This is a genomic window from Achromobacter sp. UBA5777 (assembly GCF_002418565.1).
Lineage (GTDB): Bacteria > Pseudomonadota > Gammaproteobacteria > Burkholderiales > Burkholderiaceae_B > Achromobacter > Achromobacter animicus.
Genome location: NZ_DIEJ01000024.1, coordinates 1 through 16,608, shown reverse-complemented (window position 1 = coordinate 16,608; position 16,608 = coordinate 1). Strand labels below are relative to the sequence as shown.

The following is a 16,608-nucleotide window of genomic DNA, read 5'->3' as shown; positions in this document are numbered from 1 at the left end:
TCGCCGGCGGGCACCGGCCGCCATGCGACCACGCAGATGAAGGCACTGGCGCTGGCATAGCCGGCCGCCAGCCGCAGCACCGACCAGCCCGCCACACTGTTGAGCACTGGCATGGCCAGCGTCAGCGCGGTCACGGCGGCCAGGCTGACGGCCAGCGTGGCGCGTAGCCGGCGCACCGGCCAGACGATCGCCGCCAGCGCTCCCATCAGGTAACCCGCGTAATTGGCCGACGCCATCCAGCCGCCCTGCGCCAGCGACAGGCCCGACTCCTGCGCCATCAGCGGCCATACCGGCGTGAAGGCAAAGCGGCCGATGCCCATGGCCGCCGCCAGCGCAAGCGCTGCGGGCCAGGCCAGGCTTGCAGCGCTGGCCGAGGGGCGGGGGGAAGGGTAAGCAGGCGTTGACATGGAGCCTACTCTACGGCTGTACTTATATCTTGAATAGTGAATTATTAAGAACGTGAGTTCCCAAAATGAGAAACTTGGATCTCGACGCGCTGCAAATCTTCAAGACCGTGGCGGATCAGGGGGGCGTGGCGCGCGCCGCCGCGCATCTGAACCGCGTGCAGTCCAATGTGTCGACGCGCCTGAAGCAGCTGGAATCCTCGCTGGGAACGCCGCTTTTTCGGCGGCAGAACCGCCGGCTGGTGCTGTCGGATCAGGGCCGCGTGCTGCTGTCTTACGCCGACCGCCTGCTGCGCCTGTCCGATGAGGCGCAGGCGGCCGTCCGCGAGGGCGCTTTGCAGGGTGTGCTGCGCATCGGCACCATGGAAAGCACGGCCGCAGCCCGCCTGCCGCCCATCCTGGCGGCCTATCACGCGGCCTGGCCGCAGGTGCGGATCGAGCTGGTCACCGGCACCTCGGGCGCATTGGCCGCGAAGGTGCGCAATTACGAGATCGAGGCCGCCTTCGTGGCGCAACCCTTCCCCGCAGAGGGACTGGCGGCGATGGATGCGTTCAAGGAGGAACTGGCGCTGATCTCGCCCTTGGCGTGGGATCCGATCGGCAGCCCGAAAGACCTGGGCAACCGCAGCGTCATCGCCTTTGCGGCGGGCTGCTCATACCGGCGCATCCTGGAGTCGTGGTTGAACCAGGAGGGCATTGCGCCCGGCAAGGTGATGGAGTTTGCGTCGTATCACGCCATCGTGGCGTGTGTGGCAGCGGGAACCGGGGTGGCGATCGTGCCGCGGTCCGTGCTGGCGGTGCTGGGGGCGGAGCATTCGGTGCGCGTCGGCGCGTTGTCCGGGTCCCATGGGCAGGCGCTTACTCAGCTGATCTGGCGCGCCGACGACGACACGCCGGCGTTGCAGGCGCTGCGCAGCCGGCTTGCGCCGCCGCAGAATTGAGCGATGCGCGCGAGGCCGCGCGCATCGTCAGGTCAGCGATCAGAAGCGGTAACCAACGCCCACCGTGGCCACCCACGGATCGATGCGCGCGGTGCCGACGCGTTCGCCGTCCAGCGTCACCTTCGACTTGATGTCGATGTAGCGGATGTCGGCGTTCATGAACCAGCGATCATTGATCTTGATGTCCGCGCCCAGTTGCGCGGCCACGCCCCAGGAATCGCCCAGCTTCAGGTTCGAGCCCTTGAGCGCGCCCTCGGCCTTGGTGTCGAAGAAGTGGGTGTAGTTGATGCCGACGCCGATGTACGGCTGGATCATGCTGTCGGGCAGGATGTGCCATTGCAGGCTGAGCGTGGGGGGCAGTTGCTTGGAGGAGCCGATCTTGCCCAGACCGCCGCTGCCGCTGACGTCATGCTGGAAGGGCCAGGCGCCCAGCAGTTCGATGCCGATGTTGCGGGTGGCCATGTAGGCCAGGGTGAAGCTGGGGCGCACATTGTTGTTCACGTCCAGCTTGACGCTGCCGTCGAGCACGGTGCCATTGTTTTGCGAGGGGCGGACTTGCGTGACGCCGACGCGGAACAGCACGTCGCCCGCTTCGTGGGCGTGGGCGGGAGCGGCAAAGGCGCCGGCAGCGATCAAACCGGCAATGGCGGTGGCGCGGATACGCCCGTTCAGCGAAAACATTTTCTTCTCCGATCTTTCCGTGTGGGGTGAGACGACAGGTTCTCAGACCGCCCCGTCCCCGTTCTTGACGTGTGTCAATTCGTGAAAAGACCGTTTTCAGAAAGTGGTTATGTCGCAACAACTGCGGTTAACCGCAACGCAAAGGCAAAAAAAAACGCCGCCGGTGCGCAAGGCATCCGGCGGCGTTGATATGTCGCAATACGATCAACGCGGCAATTCGCTGCTTCCCATCAGGTAGGCGTCGACCGAGCGCGCGCACTGGCGGCCTTCACGGATGGCCCACACGACCAGCGACTGGCCGCGGCGCATGTCGCCGGCGGTGAAGACCTTTTCCACGTTGGTGCGGTAATCGTCGGTATTGGCGCGCACGTTGCCGCGGCCATCGCGATCCACGCCGAACGCGTCCAGCACGTTCTGCACCGGCGACACGAAGCCCATGGCCAGCAGCACCAGATCCGCCTTGATCTCGAACTCCGAGCCTTCGACTTCGCGCATCTTCATCTGGCCGGTGGCGTCGTCCTTGAACCATTCGACGCGCGCGCCGACCAGCTTCTCGACCTTGCCGTTGGCGCCCTTGAGCAGCTTGGTGGTCACCGACCAGTCGCGTTCGCAGCCTTCCTCGTGCGAGGACGAGGTGCGCATCTTCAGCGGCCAGTACGGCCACGTCATGGTCTTGTTTTCGGACTCGGGCGGCTGCGGCATCAGTTCGAACTGCGTGACCGATGCGGCGCCGTGGCGGTTGCTGGTGCCGACGCAGTCGGAACCCGTATCGCCGCCGCCGATCACCACCACGTGCTTGCCCTTGGCCAGCGTCTGGTTGGTGAGGCGGTCGCCCGCCACGGCCTTGTTCTGCTGGCGCAGGAAGTCCATGGCGAAGTACACGCCTTCGAGCTCGCGGCCAGGCACCGGCAGGTCACGCGGCGTTTCCGATCCCCCGCTCATCACGACGGCGTCGAATTCGGCCATCAGCGATTTCGGCGTGCGCACCGTCAGGCCATCGGCAACGGGATCCTTCGGATCGCCGACGTAGGTCGACGGCGCGAATTCCACGCCCTCGGCTTCCATCTGCGAGATGCGGCGGTCGATCTGGTGCTTCTCGAGCTTGAAGTCGGGGATGCCGTAGCGCAGCAGGCCGCCGATGCGGTCGCTCTTTTCGAACAGGGTCACGGAGTGGCCGGCGCGTGCCAGTTGCTGCGCGCATGCCATGCCGGCGGGGCCCGAGCCCACGACGGCGACCTTCTTGCCCGTCTTGCGCGCCGGCACTTGCGGCGCGACCCAGCCTTCGGCCCAACCCTTGTCGATGATCGCGTGCTCGATGGACTTGATGCCCACGGCGTCGCTGTTGATGTTCAAGGTACAGGCGGCTTCGCAGGGCGCCGGGCAGATGCGGCCCGTGAACTCCGGGAAGTTGTTGGTGGAGTGCAGGACATCCAGCGCGCGGCGCCAGTCCTGCTTGTACACCAGGTCATTCCAGTCCGGGATGATGTTGTTGACCGGGCAGCCGTTGTTGCAGAACGGGATGCCGCAGTCCATGCAGCGCGCCGCCTGCTGCTTGGCCTGATCGTCGGTCAGGTGCAGCACGAATTCGCGCCAGTTCTTCAGCCGCTTCTGCGGGGCCTCGGAGGCCTCCTGCAGACGCTGAAATTCCATAAATCCAGTGATCTTTCCCATGGTATCCCTCACGCAGCCAGTTGTTGCGGGTTGGCTGCACGCCACATTTCACCCAATGCGCGGCGGTAGTCCGTCGGCATGATCTTCACGAATTTGCCGCGCGAGGCTTCCCAGTCGCCCAGGATTTCGCGGGCACGATAGCTGCCGGTGTAGCGGAAGTGGTCTTCCACCAGGCGGCGCAGGATGGACTCGTCCGTCTCGCGTTCGCCACCGCGCTGCGCGCTGTGCCAGATGTCGATGTTGTTCAGCGACTGCTGCTCGGCGTGCGGCACGACCGTTTCCAGTTCCACCATCGACAGGTTCACGCGGTGCTTGAGCGTGCGGTCCGGATCCCAGACGTACGCCACGCCGCCGGACATGCCTGCCGCGAAGTTGCGGCCGGTGGAGCCCAGCACGACGACCGTGCCGCCGGTCATGTATTCGCAGCCGTGGTCGCCGGTGCCTTCCACGACGGTGGCCGCGCCCGAGTTGCGCACGGCAAAGCGTTCGCCCGCCACGCCGTTGAAGAACGCCTCGCCTGCCAGCGCGCCGTACAGCACGGTGTTGCCGGCAATGATGTGGTCGGGGCCGAAGCCGCGGAAGTCGTTGGGCGAGCGCACGATGATGCGGCCGCCGGACAGGCCCTTGCCCACGTAGTCGTTGCCTTCGCCCACCAGGTCCATCGTGATGCCGTGCGCCAGGAACGCGCCGAAGCTCTGGCCGGCGGTGCCGTTGCACTGGATGTGGATGGTGTCGTCGGGCAGGCCGTCATGGCCGTAGCGCGAGGCCACGGCGCCGGACAGCATCGCGCCGATCGTGCGGTTGCGGTTGCGCACCGGCACGATGAACGACACCTTCTCGCCACGCTCCAGCGCGGGCTTGCTGCGCTCGATCAGCAGGTGATCCAGCGCGCCGGCCAGGCCGTGGTCCTGCTCTTCGGTCTGGTGCACTTCGGCGTCGGACACCGTCTGATGGAACACGCGGGTAAAGTCCAGGCCTTGCGCCTTCCAGTGCTCAACACCCGAACGCATGTCGAGGAGATCGGCGCGGCCGATCAGGTCGTCGAACTTGCGGATGCCCAACTGGGCCATGATTTCGCGGACTTCTTCGGCGATGAAGAAGAAGAAGTTCACGACGTGCTCGGGCTTGCCCTGGAACTTCTTGCGCAGCGTGGGATCCTGCGTGGCCACGCCCACCGGGCAGGTGTTCAGGTGGCACTTGCGCATCATGATGCAGCCTTCGACGACCAGCGGCGCGGTCGCGAAGCCGAATTCGTCGGCGCCCAGCAGCGCGCCGATGACGACGTCGCGGCCGGTCTTCATCTGGCCGTCGGCCTGCACGCGGATGCGGCTGCGCAGGCGGTTCAGCACCAGCGTTTGCTGCGTTTCGGCCAGGCCCAGTTCCCAGGGCGTGCCCACGTGCTTGATGGACGACACCGGCGACGCGCCCGTGCCGCCGTCATGGCCGGCGATCACGACGTGGTCGGCCTTGGCCTTGGCCACGCCTGCAGCGACGGTGCCGACGCCGACTTCGGACACCAGCTTGACCGAGATCGAGGACTTGGAGTTGACGTTCTTCAGGTCGTGAATCAGCTGCGCCAGATCTTCGATCGAGTAGATGTCATGGTGCGGCGGGGGCGAGATGAGGCCCACGCCCGGCACCGAATAACGCAGCTTGGCGATGTATTCCGACACCTTGTGGCCGGGCAGCTGGCCGCCTTCGCCAGGCTTGGCGCCCTGCGCCATCTTGATCTGGATCTGGTCGGCGGACGACAGGTACTCGGCGGTCACGCCGAAACGGCCCGACGCCACCTGCTTGATCTTCGAACGCAGCGAGTCGCCCCGCTTGAGTTCGACGTCGGCTTCGATACGGTCCGTGCCCAGCACCGAGGCCAGCGTGTCGCCGTCCTTGATGGTGCTCTTGCCTTCGCGCATTTCGGCGCGGTAGCGCAGTTCGTCCTCGCCGCCTTCGCCGGTGTTCGACTTGCCGCCGATGCGGTTCATGGCAACGGCCAGCACCGAGTGGGCCTCGGTCGAGATCGAGCCCAGCGACATGGCGCCGGTGGCAAAGCGCTTGACGATTTCCTTGGCCGGCTCGACGTCGTCCAGCGGAATGGCGCGCGACGGGTCGAAGCGGAACTCGAACAGGCCGCGCAGCGTCATGTGGCGACGGCTCTGGTCGTTGATGATCTGCGCGTACTCCTTGTACGTGCGGTAGTTGTTGGCGCGCGAAGCGTGCTGCAGCTTGGCGATCGAATCCGGCGTCCACATGTGCTCTTCGCCGCGGACGCGGTAGGCGTATTCGCCGCCGGCGTCCAGGTCGTTGGCAAGCACGGGGTCGGTGCTGAAGGCGGCGCGGTGCTGGCGAAGCGCTTCCTCGGCGACCTGGAAGATGCCGATGCCTTCGATGTTGGAAGCGGTGCCGGTGAAGTACTTGTTCACCAGGGCGCTTTGCAGGCCGACGGCTTCGAAGATCTGCGCGCCGGTGTAGGACATGTACGTGGAAATGCCCATCTTGGACATGACCTTGTTCAGGCCCTTGCCCAGCGCCTTGATGTAGTTCTTCACGGCCTTTTCGGGATCATTCATCTTGCCCAGCGATTCGAGCGCCAGGTAGGGGTGAATGGCTTCGGCGCCGTAGCCGCCCAGCAGCGCGAAGTGGTGCACTTCGCGGGCCGAACCGGTTTCGACGACTAGACCCGTGTTGGTGCGCAGGCCGGCGCGGATCAGGTGCTGGTGCACGGCCGACGTGGCCAGCAGCGCGGGGATGGCCACGCGCTCGCTGTCGACCAGGCGGTCCGACACGATCAGGATGTTGTAGCCGCTGCGCACCGCATCGACGGCGCGCGCGCACAGGGCCGCCACGCGGGCTTCGATGCCCTCGGGACCCCAGGCGGCGGGATACGTGATGTCCAGTTCGAAGCTGCGGAATTTCTTGCCCGTGACCTGGTCGATGTCGCGGATCTGCGCCATGGCGGCGAAGTCCAGCACCGGCTGGGACACTTCCAGACGCAGCGGCGGGTTGACGTTGTTGATGTCCAGCAGGTTCGGCTTGGGACCGATGAAGGACACCAGCGACATCACCAGCTGTTCACGGATCGGGTCGATCGGCGGGTTCGTGACCTGCGCGAACAATTGGCGGAAATAGTTGTAGAACGGCTTGGCGCGGTCCGACAGCACGGCCAGCGGGGCGTCGTTGCCCATCGAGCCGATGACTTCCTCGCCGCTCGACGCCATGGGTTCCAGGATGAACTTGTAGTCTTCCTGGGTCCAGCCAAACGCCTGCTGGCGGTCCAGCAGCGAGACGGCCGATTGCGTTGCCACGGCCACCTGACGCGGCGCGGGCAGCGATTCCAGCTTGATCTGCAGGCGTTCGATCCACTGGCGGTACGGACGGCTGTTGGCCAGTTGAAGCTTGATCTCGGCGTCGTCGATGATGCGGCCCTGTTCCAGGTCGATCAGGAACATCTTGCCCGGCTGCAGGCGCCACTTCTTGACGATGCGGTTTTCGGGAATCGACAGCGTGCCGGCTTCGGAAGCCAGGATGACCATGTCGTCATCGGTGACCAGGTAGCGGGCGGGACGCAGGCCGTTGCGGTCCAGCGTGGCGCCGATCTGGCGGCCATCGGTGAACGCGACCGCGGCGGGGCCGTCCCACGGCTCCATCATGGCGGCGTGGTATTCGTAGAAAGCGCGGCGGCTTTCGTCCATCTGCGTGTGCTGTTCCCAGGCTTCCGGGATCATCATCATCATGGCGTGAGCCAGCGAGTAGCCCGAATTGACCAGCAGTTCCAGGCAGTTGTCGAACGTCGCGGTGTCCGACTGGCCTTCGTAGACGATGGGGTAGAGCTTCTTGAGGTCGTCGCCCAGCACGGCCGACTGCATCATGCCTTCGCGGGCGCGCAGCCAGTTGAAGTTGCCCTTGACCGTGTTGATTTCGCCGTTGTGGGCGATCATGCGGTACGGGTGGGCCAGCGGCCAGGCGGGGAACGTGTTGGTCGAGAAACGCTGGTGGACCAGTGCCAGCGCGGACACCGTGCGGGTGTCGGCCAGGTCGCGGTAGTAGCGGCCGACCTGATCGGCCAGCAGCAGGCCCTTGTAGACCACGGTACGCACCGAGGCCGAGGGCACGAAGTACTCCTTGCCGTGCGCCAGATGCATGTTCTGGATGGCGTGGCTGGCGGTCTTGCGGATGACGTAGAGCTTGCGTTCCAGCGCGTCCGGCACCATCACGTCGGCGCCGCGGCCGATGAACAGCTGGCGGATCACGGGTTCGCAGTCGCGGACGGTGGGCGACATGGGCATGTCGACATCCACCGGCACGTCGCGCCAGCCCAGCACGACCTGACCCTCGGCGCGCACCGAGCGCTCCAGTTCCTGTTCGCAGGCCAGGCGCGAGGCCGTTTCCTTGGGCAGGAACACCATCGCCACGCCGTACTCGCCGGGCGGGGGCAGGATGATGCCTTGCTGGCTGAGTTCGTCGCGGTACAGCGTGTCGGGGATCTGGATCAGGATGCCTGCGCCGTCGCCCATGAGTTTGTCTGCGCCGACCGCGCCGCGGTGGTCCAGGTTCTCAAGAATCTTCAGACCCTGCTGGATGATCGCGTGGCTTTTCTTGCCCTTGATGTGGGCAACGAAGCCGACGCCGCAGGCATCATGTTCGTTCTTGGGGTTGTACAGGCCCTGGGCCGAAGGCAGGCCGATGCGGGTCGCATCGATGGCAACTGCCTTGGAGGTGGGACAGGATTCGGTCGGGGTAATTTGGGGCATGGCGCGCTCCGCAGTGGGCCTGCGTCTAATGTTGCAGTGCAGGAGTCGGACAATACCCCCGACGCAAGTAGGGTGCAATAGGAACAAACGGGGTATGACCCCAATTAAATAGGTGCGCCGTCATAGTGCATAAATATAGGGACATAACAACAGCCGCGCCGTTATTGGCTGTCTCGGGAGCAGGTCTGTTGCCGCAGTGGCTCAGGCGTCCAAAGCGGTGCAAAATCACGCTATATGTCCCTATTTAAAAGGGTGTTTTTTTCTGTGCGGGATCAACGCCACGTGTGGCGAAATTGCACCTTGTCGGCGCGCAGGTCTCGCGATGATATGAGTCAAGCGCAAGCGCGGATCGCGCTTTTGCGGCACAGATGTCGTCAAGCGCAGGTGCAGATCGCGTTTTTGCGGCGCCGATGCCGCGGGTTGCCCGAATGTCTTCCTGCGGCAGCGCGGCACCGCAATGCCCGGACGCAGACAAACAAAACCCGCCGTGATGGCGGGTCGGGGGGTCAGGAGTTGTTGACCGGTGGCGTGGTGGCCGGTGGCGTCGGCGGGCTGGACTCATTGTCCGCGGACGCCGCGGCCGGCTTCTTGCGGGGCCGGCCACGCTGGCCGGGCGCTACACGCCGGCTGGCCGTGTGAGCCAGGCTGGCGATGAAGCTGGGGCCGCCCAGCGCCCACTGGCCAGAGACCGCCTGGTCGATGCGCTGGGTTTCCTCGCGCGACAGCCCATCCTGAAGCCGCTTGCGGTAATTGGCCTGCCGGTCGAACGGCGTGTTGCCGCAAGCCCAGTAGTCGGCGTGATCGGACTGCCATTGGGCCGGCGCGGCGCTGGTGTTGCCGGTATGGCTGGACGCGGACGACCAGGGCCACGAATCGGGATCCTGCGAAGCGCCACTGCGAACCGGATACGTCTCCAGCCAGACCAGCGAGGGCAGCACCCACGCGCCGGGTTCCAGCAACGCCGACCGGTATCGGCCGGCGAACACCCGCCCGCCGCGCAGCCGCGCCGCAAGATTGCGGCCCAGCGTCTGCATCAGCCGAGGCAGACCTTCTTCGTCTGCGGGCGTGGCAAGCAGCAGGATGCGGTCGTTGGCAAGGAGCCAGCCGTGCACCGAAACGCGGTGCCGCTGAGCCGACTCGCCCAGCCACGTGGCGAGCTGATTCAGGATGTCGGCGGGCGCGGGTTGCGATGGCGCCGCCAACGGCTGAATAAAGTTGGCCTGCACCAGTTGGGGCAGCCCAGGGGCATACAGACGGGGCAGACGGGCCATAGTGTCAGGGCTTGCGTATCAGGAAGAACGGGTTGTCTTCACACACGGTATATAAATAGTGCCACGGTGGGCGCTGGTCAAGTGCCGTGATCACAATCTGAGCGCGGAATCGTATTTTTTTGTGGCGAGCGCTCATTGAGGGGCAGGTTAACATTCGGCGACGGAACGTCGCACCGTGGATTCCCCTAACCCGCCGACGTTTTATCCACCTCGATTTATTCTTCTCCGGAGCAAGCCCATGTCCGCGTCCCTCGAACTCATCTCGCAGCATCGGTGCTTCGGCGGCACGCAGCGCTACTACCGCCACGACTCCACCGAAATCGGCCTGCCAATGCGGTTTTCGGTCTATGTGCCGCCGCAGGCCGAGCACGGCCCGGTGCCGGTGCTGTTCTACCTGGCGGGCCTGACCTGCACCGAAGAAACGTTCATGATCAAGGCCGGCGCGCAGCGGCTGGCAGCGGAACTGGGCGTGATGCTGGTCGCGCCCGACACCAGCCCCCGCGGCGCAGGCGTGCCCGGCGAGGACGAGAGCTGGGACCTGGGCTCCGGCGCCGGCTTCTATGTCGACGCCACCACGCCCGCATGGCGCGATCACTACCGCATGTACAGCTACGTCACGCAAGAACTGCACGGCATCGTCACCGGCGGCGCACTGCCTGGCGACGCGTCGCGCACCGGCATCTTCGGACACTCCATGGGCGGCCACGGCGCGCTGGTGCTGGCGCTGCGCAATCCCGGCAAATTCCGTTCGGTCTCGGCGTTCGCCCCGATCGCGGCGCCCAGCCAATGCCCGTGGGGCAAAAAGGCGTTCGGCGCCTACTTGGGCGCGCAAACCGAAGACTGGGCGGCCTACGACGCGTCCGCCCTGATGCGCGGACTGCAGCAGCCCTTCCCCGGCGGCATCCTCATCGACCAGGGCGAAGCCGACCAATTTCTCGCCGAACAGTTGTATCCCGAGGTATTCGAGGCGGCCTGCGCCGCCGCCGGACAGCCGCTCACCTTGCGTCGCCAGGCCGGCTACGACCACGGCTATTACTTCATCTCGACGTTCATCGAGGATCACATCCGGTTTCACGTCGAACGGCTTGGAAAACCGGCCGTCTGAAGACGCGCTTCTATACTGGGGAGCCTGCCGCGGCGGGTGGCGGCTTCCTGCGCCCGCCGCGCTGTACTACGCGGCGGCTTGAATAGGAACGCCTGATTTGATCAACGGAATTGCTCCCTTCGCCTGGATCCTGCTGGGCGCCGTCATCGTCCTCTTGCCCGGCATCGTCATGCTGCTGGGCAGAGGTGGTCCCCGGGACGAACGCGGACGCCGCATGTTCCAGTTCAGGCCGGTGCGCCGCGCGTGCGGACTGCTGCTGGTGTGCCTGGGATGCGTATCGGGCCTGCTTGCGCTGTCGCTAGTGCAGTTCGTCCGCCTGACCACCGACCAGCCGGTCGCCCGCATCGACATCCGCCAACAGGCCGAGGGCCAGTTCCAGGTCAATGCCAATGCCCCAGGCCTCGGCGACAAGCAATATGTACTTTACGGAGACCAGTGGCAGATCGACGCCCGGGTCGTGCGCTGGAAACTGCCGGCGCTCATGGCCGGCGTGCCGCCACTGTATCGGCTCGAGCGCCTGTCGGGCCGCTACAGCGATGCCGCCCGCGAAGCGACCGCCACGCGTTCGGTGCATCCCCTGGACGACTGGCCCGCGCCGGACTTGGGCTCCCTGAAAAAAAGTTTTCCGAACTGGTTCCCCTTTGTCGATGTCCAATTTGGCAGCGGCGCCTACATGCCCCTGTTCGACGGGGCCCGTTACCAGGTCTTCATGGACCCGCGCGGCGCGCTCTTCATTCGTCCGGATGGCGAAGCCACCGCCGAGGGGCTGAAGCGCCTCGGGTGGTGAACGCGCCCGGCTCCCAATAAACGGGGACGCGTCATGAAAATGAAACTTTGACGCGTCGCAATAGTCGAATTAGCACTCCTATTACTTGAGTGCTAACATCGAATTCATGTCGTTTTCTCGCCATCCGGAGACCCCCGCTATGAAGCAACCCAGTACCTCGTTGACCGCCTCCGGCAACGCTCTGGCGTTGGCCATCGCCAATCCGGGCGCTCTCGGTACGATCGACGCTTATATTTCCGCGGTCAATCGCCTGCCGGTGTTGACCGCGGATCGCGAAACGGAATTCGGCCGCCGCTTGCGCGACCAGGAAGATCTGGGCGCCGCTCGCGAGCTGATTCTTTCGCACCTGCGTCTTGTGGTGTCCGTGGCCCGTCAGTATCTGGGTTACGGTCTGCCTCACGCTGACCTCATCCAGGAAGGCAACGTCGGCCTCATGAAGGCCGTCAAGCGTTTCGACCCCGAGCGCGGCGTGCGCCTGGTGTCGTTCGCGGTTCACTGGATCAAGGCCGAAATCCACGAATACATCATCCGCAACTGGCGGCTGGTCAAGGTGGCCACGACCAAAGCGCAGCGCAAGCTGTTCTTCAACCTGCGCAGCATGCGTCCCGACGGCCAGACCCTGGATCCCGAACAGGTCGACCACATCGCTCGCGAGCTGAACGTTCGCCACGAAGACGTGAGCGAAATGGAAGTCCGCATGTCCGGCCGCGACATGTCGCTGGAAAACCAGGACGACGACGACGACAGCTACGCGCCGATCGCCTACTTGTCCGACGAAGGCCGCCAGGAACCCACGCGCGTGCTGGAGCGCGCCGCGCGCGATCACCTGCAAAGCGCCGGCCTGACCACCGCGCTTGAAGCGCTGGATCCGCGCTCGCGCCGCATCGTCGAAGCCCGTTGGCTACAGGACGACGGCGGCGCCACGCTGCACGAGCTTGCGCAAGAGTTCGGCGTGTCGGCTGAACGCATTCGCCAGATCGAAGCGGCGGCGCTCAAGAAGATGCGCGGCAACCTCGCTTCCTGATTGCTGCGTCGCGCATGACAAAGGCCGCACGCTGCGGCCTTTTTCTTTGGCGGGTGACAGTGCCCGCGGCTTTTAACAGCCGGCCGATGACAGCGGGACGGCCAATAAATTGATACAAATTCGGGGTCAAATTTTCTGCGTTCGCAGAAACTTAATGGGGAAGGCGCCGCCTAACTTCATGTAGACCGCGAACTTCGGTTAGCAGTCTTGTCATCCGTCTCGGCTTCTCCTCTTTCCCCTCCCCTATGAGACGGATGCTTGCGGGGCACCTAGCATATCGGTGCCCCGTTTTTTATGCGCGCTCGGAACGCTACGCCCATAAAAAACGGCGCCTATTTCGACGCCGTCCGCGGACAGATCAAGCTGCGCGCGCGCTGTCTGGCGGTTGCAGCGCGCTGTGCCACAGCGCGTCCTGCACGCGGCGCACGCCGGTCGCCATCGATCCATCCTGATAAAGCTTGATCCACCGGTAGCCCGGCGCCATGTTGTCGACGATGTGCTTGCCGTCGCGGATGCTGAACTGAAAGCACGTGGACGGCGTGGCCAGCATGCGCAGGTTGTGGCGGCGGCGGTCGAACTCGTGGTGCACATGGCCCCACAAGAGCACGCGTACCTGCGGAAACCGCGCCAGCAGCTTGAAGAGCGCCTGCGGGTTGTCGATCATCATCGAGTCATGCCAGTGGCTGTCGATCTGCATCGGGTTGTGGTGCATCGCCACCAGGGTGTGGCGGTTGGGCGCCTGGGCCAGCGCCGCTTCCAGCATGTCGAGTTCACTGTTGCACAGATGGCCGGCGTTCGAGCCGGGCACCGTCGTGTCCAGCGTGACGACGCGCCATGCGCCCACGTCCGTCACCGGCATCGACCAGTCGGACAATTCCTGGCGCAGGACGGACGGTTGATCGTGATTGCCCGGCAGGCAACGGATCGTTGCACGATCCAGCGCGGCCGATTCGGACAGGATGCGCGCAAAGCGCTGGTAGCCCGCGGCCTCGCCATCCTGCGACAGGTCGCCGGTGGCGAGCAGCAGGTCGGGATGCTTGCCATCGGCCTCGATCTGGCGCAGCACGGCGCGCAGGCTGGCGTCGGTATTGACGCCCAGCATCGACGTTTCGGGCTCGCCGAACAGATGGCTATCGGTCAACTGGACGAGCATCGCGGGCGCGTCGTGGCGCCGGGTCAAGGTGTGGATGCGTGCCACGTGCCGCTCCTGCAAAAGTTCGCGTGATGCCACATTACCCAAAAAACATGGCGCGGCACGTTTCGCAAGCGTCCATTGGGGTAACGAAACGTGCATTCTCCTCGATTCCCGTCACGCCCCGGCCGCGAGCGCCGGAAAAAAGCCGCTATTCTTGTGGAACTTTCCACACGCACTACGATCGGGACGCGGCGCTACCCATGGATGTTGGTTTTCTTGTATTTGGTCTTGCAGGCCTGCTCACGCTGGTCTGCTTCATGCCGCCCCTGGCCGGCCGCGTCAAGCTGCCGTATTCGGTGCTGCTCGCCATCGTGGGCTGTCTGCTCGGGATCGTGATTCACGTGCACGGCTGGGCGCCCGCCTGGATCGGCGACTTTCTCGATTCGCTGGAACGCTTCGAGATCTCGTCAGAGACCTTCCTGATGGTGTTCCTGCCTGTGCTGCTCTTTGAGACGGCGCTGTCGATGAACGTGCGGCGGCTGATGGACGACATCGGTCCGATCCTGATGATGGCCATCGTGGCCGTGGTCGTCTGCACGGTTGTGGTCGGCGTGACGCTGGACGCCATCTCGCCCTATGGGCTGGTGGTGTGCCTGCTGCTCGGCGCCATCGTGGCTACGACCGACCCGGTGGCGGTGGTCGGCATCTTTCGCGAAGTGGGCGCGCCCAAGCGGCTGACCACGCTGGTCGAGGGCGAGAGCCTGTTCAACGACGCGGCGTCCATCGCGCTGTATTCCGTGCTGCTGGCGGTGCTGAGCGGCAAGGGTGAATTGTCCGTCAGCGGCATCTTCAACGACTTCATCGTGCACTTCATCGGCGGCGGCGTGGCCGGCTTTGCGATGGGGCGTCTGGCCTGCTTCCTGTTTGCCTGGCTGCGCGGCTTTCCTACCGCCGAGATCACGCTGACCCTGACGCTGGCCTACCTGTCCTTCTTCATCTCCGAGCATTACCTGAATGTCTCGGGTGTGGTGGCCACGGTGATCGCGGGCCTGGTGGTGGGATCCACCGGCCGCACGCGCATGTCGCCCACCACCTTCGAGCATCTGTCCAGCGCGTGGGAGCAGTTTGGCTTCTGGGCCAACTCCCTCATCTTCCTGTTTGCGGCCATGCTGATCCCCAAGCTGATGGCCGCGGCCGATTGGCAGGAACTGGTCCTGGTGGGCGTGGTGTTCGTGGTGACGCTGGTGGCGCGCGCGATCGTGGTGTTCGGACTGCTGCCGCTTTTGGGCTTGACGCGGCTGGGCACCAAAGTCAGCAATCCGTACAAGGTGGTGATGCTGTGGGGCGGCTTGCGAGGCGCCGTGTCGCTGGCGTTGGCGCTGGCAGTGACCGAACAGACCGGCGTGCCCGAAGAGGCGCGCCAGTTCATTGCCGTGGCGACGACGGGCTTTGTGCTGATGACGCTGTTCGTCAACGGCATCAGCCTGCGGCCGCTGATCCGGATGCTGGGGCTGAACCAGTTGTCGCCCGTCGAGCGCACCATTCGCAACCAGGTGCTGGCCGTGGCGCTGGAGGACCTGCAGGGCAAGACCGAGGAAGTTGCCAAGGCCGAACATATCGGCAACGAAGTGCGTGACCGCATCCGCGCCGTGTTCGACGCCAGCCTGGCCAGCGTGCACGACGGCCGGGTCAGCCAGATGACCGACGAGCAGCGCGTGGCCGTGGGCTTGGCGATCGTGGCGCAGCGCGAAGAGGAAATGTTCTTCGACATCCTGAAGGCGCAGATCGTGGACTGGCGCATGGCCGAAACGCTGCTGGCGCGGGCCGAGCGGCTGGAAGACGCGATCCGGCTGGGCGGCGTGGAGGGCTTCGAGCGCGCGATTGCCGCCGACGTCCGCTATTCGACGGGCTTCCGGCTGGCGCTGCGGCTGCATTACGTATTTGGATTCCAGGGCTGGCTGGCGCGCGAGCTGGGCCAGCGCTTTGCCAATCTGATGAGCAAGCGGTCGGTCGCGCAGCGCCTGATCGGCTTTGCCCGCGAGCAGATCACGCCGCTGCTGGGCGAAGAGGCCACGCAGCGCATCGTGTCGCTGCATCAGCGCCGTCTGGACCTGATCGAAAACGCGATGCAGGCGCTGAACCTGCAATACCCGTCGTACGCCCAATGGCTGCAGGAAAGCTATCTGGGCCGCGTGGCGCGCGAGCTTGAACGCATCCGCTACCGCGACATGCTTGAGCAGTTCCTGATCAGCGGCGAAGTCTATGCCGACCTGACCGAGCAACTGAAAAGCCGCTGGGCGCACATCGACAAGCATCCGCCGCTGGACATCGAAATGAGTGCGGCCGAACTGATCAAGCGCGTGCCGCTCTTCGAAGGCCTGTCGCCCGACTCCCTGCGCGCCATCAGCAAGCTGCTCAAGCCGCGCCTGGCCCTGCCCGACCAGCGGGTGTTGACCAAAGGGCGGCACGGCGAGGAGATGTGCTTTGTAGCGTCGGGCGCGGTCGCGGTCCATCTGCCCGACAACACCATGATCGAACTGGGCAGCGGCGAATTCTTTGGCGAACTGGGCCTGTTGGGCGAAGAGCAATTGACGCCGGACGTGACATCGCTGGGGTACAGCAAGCTGCTGATGCTGTCTTCTCGTGACTTCCATGCGCTGCTGGCCCGCGACGAAAACCTGCGCGATCGCATTCAGGTCGTGGCCAAGCAGCGATTGCGCGCGATTGAAGTCTGGAAGCAGTTTTCGCAGGCCTCCGCGGCGGCGGCGGCCACCCCCGCAGCGGTCGCAGGACCTAGCCCGGCGCAGGCGGCCGAAGCTGCGGAAGCGGCCGGCGCCGGCG

At 65.1% G+C, this 16,608-nt stretch carries 11 protein-coding genes; 5 read left to right on the top strand and 6 right to left on the bottom strand.

Annotated elements, in window-relative coordinates; translation table 11 throughout:
* Nucleotides 1-407 (bottom strand): YbfB/YjiJ family MFS transporter (locus B3446_RS01230; RefSeq protein ID WP_291376788.1); only part of this gene is annotated, 407 nt, incomplete at its 3' end.
* 65 nt (nt 408-472) lie between these two features.
* Between B3446_RS01230 and B3446_RS01225 the strand changes: the two genes are divergently transcribed.
* Nucleotides 473-1,345 carry a LysR family transcriptional regulator gene (locus B3446_RS01225; RefSeq protein WP_291376786.1) on the top strand — a complete coding sequence of 291 codons (873 nt, stop codon included), beginning with the start codon at nt 473-475 and terminating at the stop codon, nt 1,343-1,345.
* Nucleotides 1,346-1,384: 39 nt separating this feature from the next.
* On the opposite strand, the gene B3446_RS01220 is transcribed toward B3446_RS01225, so the two are convergent.
* The 4 genes from B3446_RS01220 to B3446_RS01205 all read right to left on the bottom strand — a co-directional run bounded on the left by B3446_RS01220 (nt 1,385) and on the right by B3446_RS01205 (nt 9,716).
* Entirely contained in the window at nt 1,385-2,026 is a 642-nt protein-coding gene (locus B3446_RS01220) for an OmpW/AlkL family protein (protein WP_175123895.1), read from the bottom strand.
* Between the two features lie 204 nt (nt 2,027-2,230).
* Nucleotides 2,231-3,697 (bottom strand): glutamate synthase subunit beta, encoded by a 1,467-nt coding sequence (locus tag B3446_RS01215; RefSeq protein WP_291376781.1) that lies wholly within the window; start codon nt 3,695-3,697, stop codon nt 2,231-2,233.
* 8 nt (nt 3,698-3,705) lie between these two features.
* Entirely contained in the window at nt 3,706-8,445 is a 4,740-nt protein-coding gene (locus B3446_RS01210; protein WP_191576284.1) for a glutamate synthase-related protein, read from the bottom strand.
* 506 nt (nt 8,446-8,951) lie between these two features.
* Nucleotides 8,952-9,716 (bottom strand): hypothetical protein, encoded by a 765-nt coding sequence (locus B3446_RS01205; protein ID WP_291376778.1) that lies wholly within the window; start codon nt 9,714-9,716, stop codon nt 8,952-8,954.
* A gap of 238 nt (nt 9,717-9,954) precedes the next feature.
* Between B3446_RS01205 and fghA the strand changes: the two genes are divergently transcribed.
* The 3 genes from fghA to rpoH all read left to right on the top strand — a co-directional run bounded on the left by fghA (nt 9,955) and on the right by rpoH (nt 12,632).
* A complete protein-coding gene (gene fghA, locus B3446_RS01200) occupies nt 9,955-10,821 on the top strand; it encodes an S-formylglutathione hydrolase (RefSeq protein WP_291376776.1) in 867 nt (288 codons plus the stop codon).
* Nucleotides 10,822-10,918: 97 nt separating this feature from the next.
* Nucleotides 10,919-11,608: a hypothetical protein gene (locus B3446_RS01195; RefSeq protein ID WP_291376774.1), complete on the top strand. Its 690-nt coding sequence runs from the start codon at nt 10,919-10,921 to the stop codon at nt 11,606-11,608.
* A gap of 139 nt (nt 11,609-11,747) precedes the next feature.
* Entirely contained in the window at nt 11,748-12,632 is an 885-nt protein-coding gene (gene rpoH, locus B3446_RS01190; protein WP_291376773.1) for an RNA polymerase sigma factor RpoH, read from the top strand.
* Nucleotides 12,633-12,990: 358 nt separating this feature from the next.
* Here the strand turns inward: rpoH and cpdA are convergent, their stop codons facing one another.
* The gene (gene cpdA / locus B3446_RS01185) at nt 12,991-13,830 is read right to left on the bottom strand and encodes a 3',5'-cyclic-AMP phosphodiesterase (RefSeq protein ID WP_218342366.1); all 840 of its coding nucleotides are present in this window, start codon (nt 13,828-13,830) and stop codon (nt 12,991-12,993) included.
* 197 nt (nt 13,831-14,027) lie between these two features.
* On the opposite strand from cpdA, the gene B3446_RS01180 reads away from it, so the two are divergent.
* Nucleotides 14,028-16,608, top strand: a 2,581-nt coding sequence (locus B3446_RS01180) for a cation:proton antiporter (RefSeq protein WP_291376769.1), incomplete at its 3' end; no start/stop codon positions are given.

Coding starts and splice junctions, on each gene's coding strand:
- B3446_RS01225 (WP_291376786.1), top strand. CDS start 473: ATGAGAAACTTGGATCTCGACGCGCTGCAAATCTTCAAGACCGTGGCG.
- B3446_RS01220 (WP_175123895.1), bottom strand. CDS start 2,026: ATGTTTTCGCTGAACGGGCGTATCCGCGCCACCGCCATTGCCGGTTTG.
- B3446_RS01215 (WP_291376781.1), bottom strand. CDS start 3,697: ATGGGAAAGATCACTGGATTTATGGAATTTCAGCGTCTGCAGGAGGCC.
- B3446_RS01210 (WP_191576284.1), bottom strand. CDS start 8,445: ATGCCCCAAATTACCCCGACCGAATCCTGTCCCACCTCCAAGGCAGTT.
- B3446_RS01205 (WP_291376778.1), bottom strand. CDS start 9,716: ATGGCCCGTCTGCCCCGTCTGTATGCCCCTGGGCTGCCCCAACTGGTG.
- fghA (WP_291376776.1), top strand. CDS start 9,955: ATGTCCGCGTCCCTCGAACTCATCTCGCAGCATCGGTGCTTCGGCGGC.
- rpoH (WP_291376773.1), top strand. CDS start 11,748: ATGAAGCAACCCAGTACCTCGTTGACCGCCTCCGGCAACGCTCTGGCG.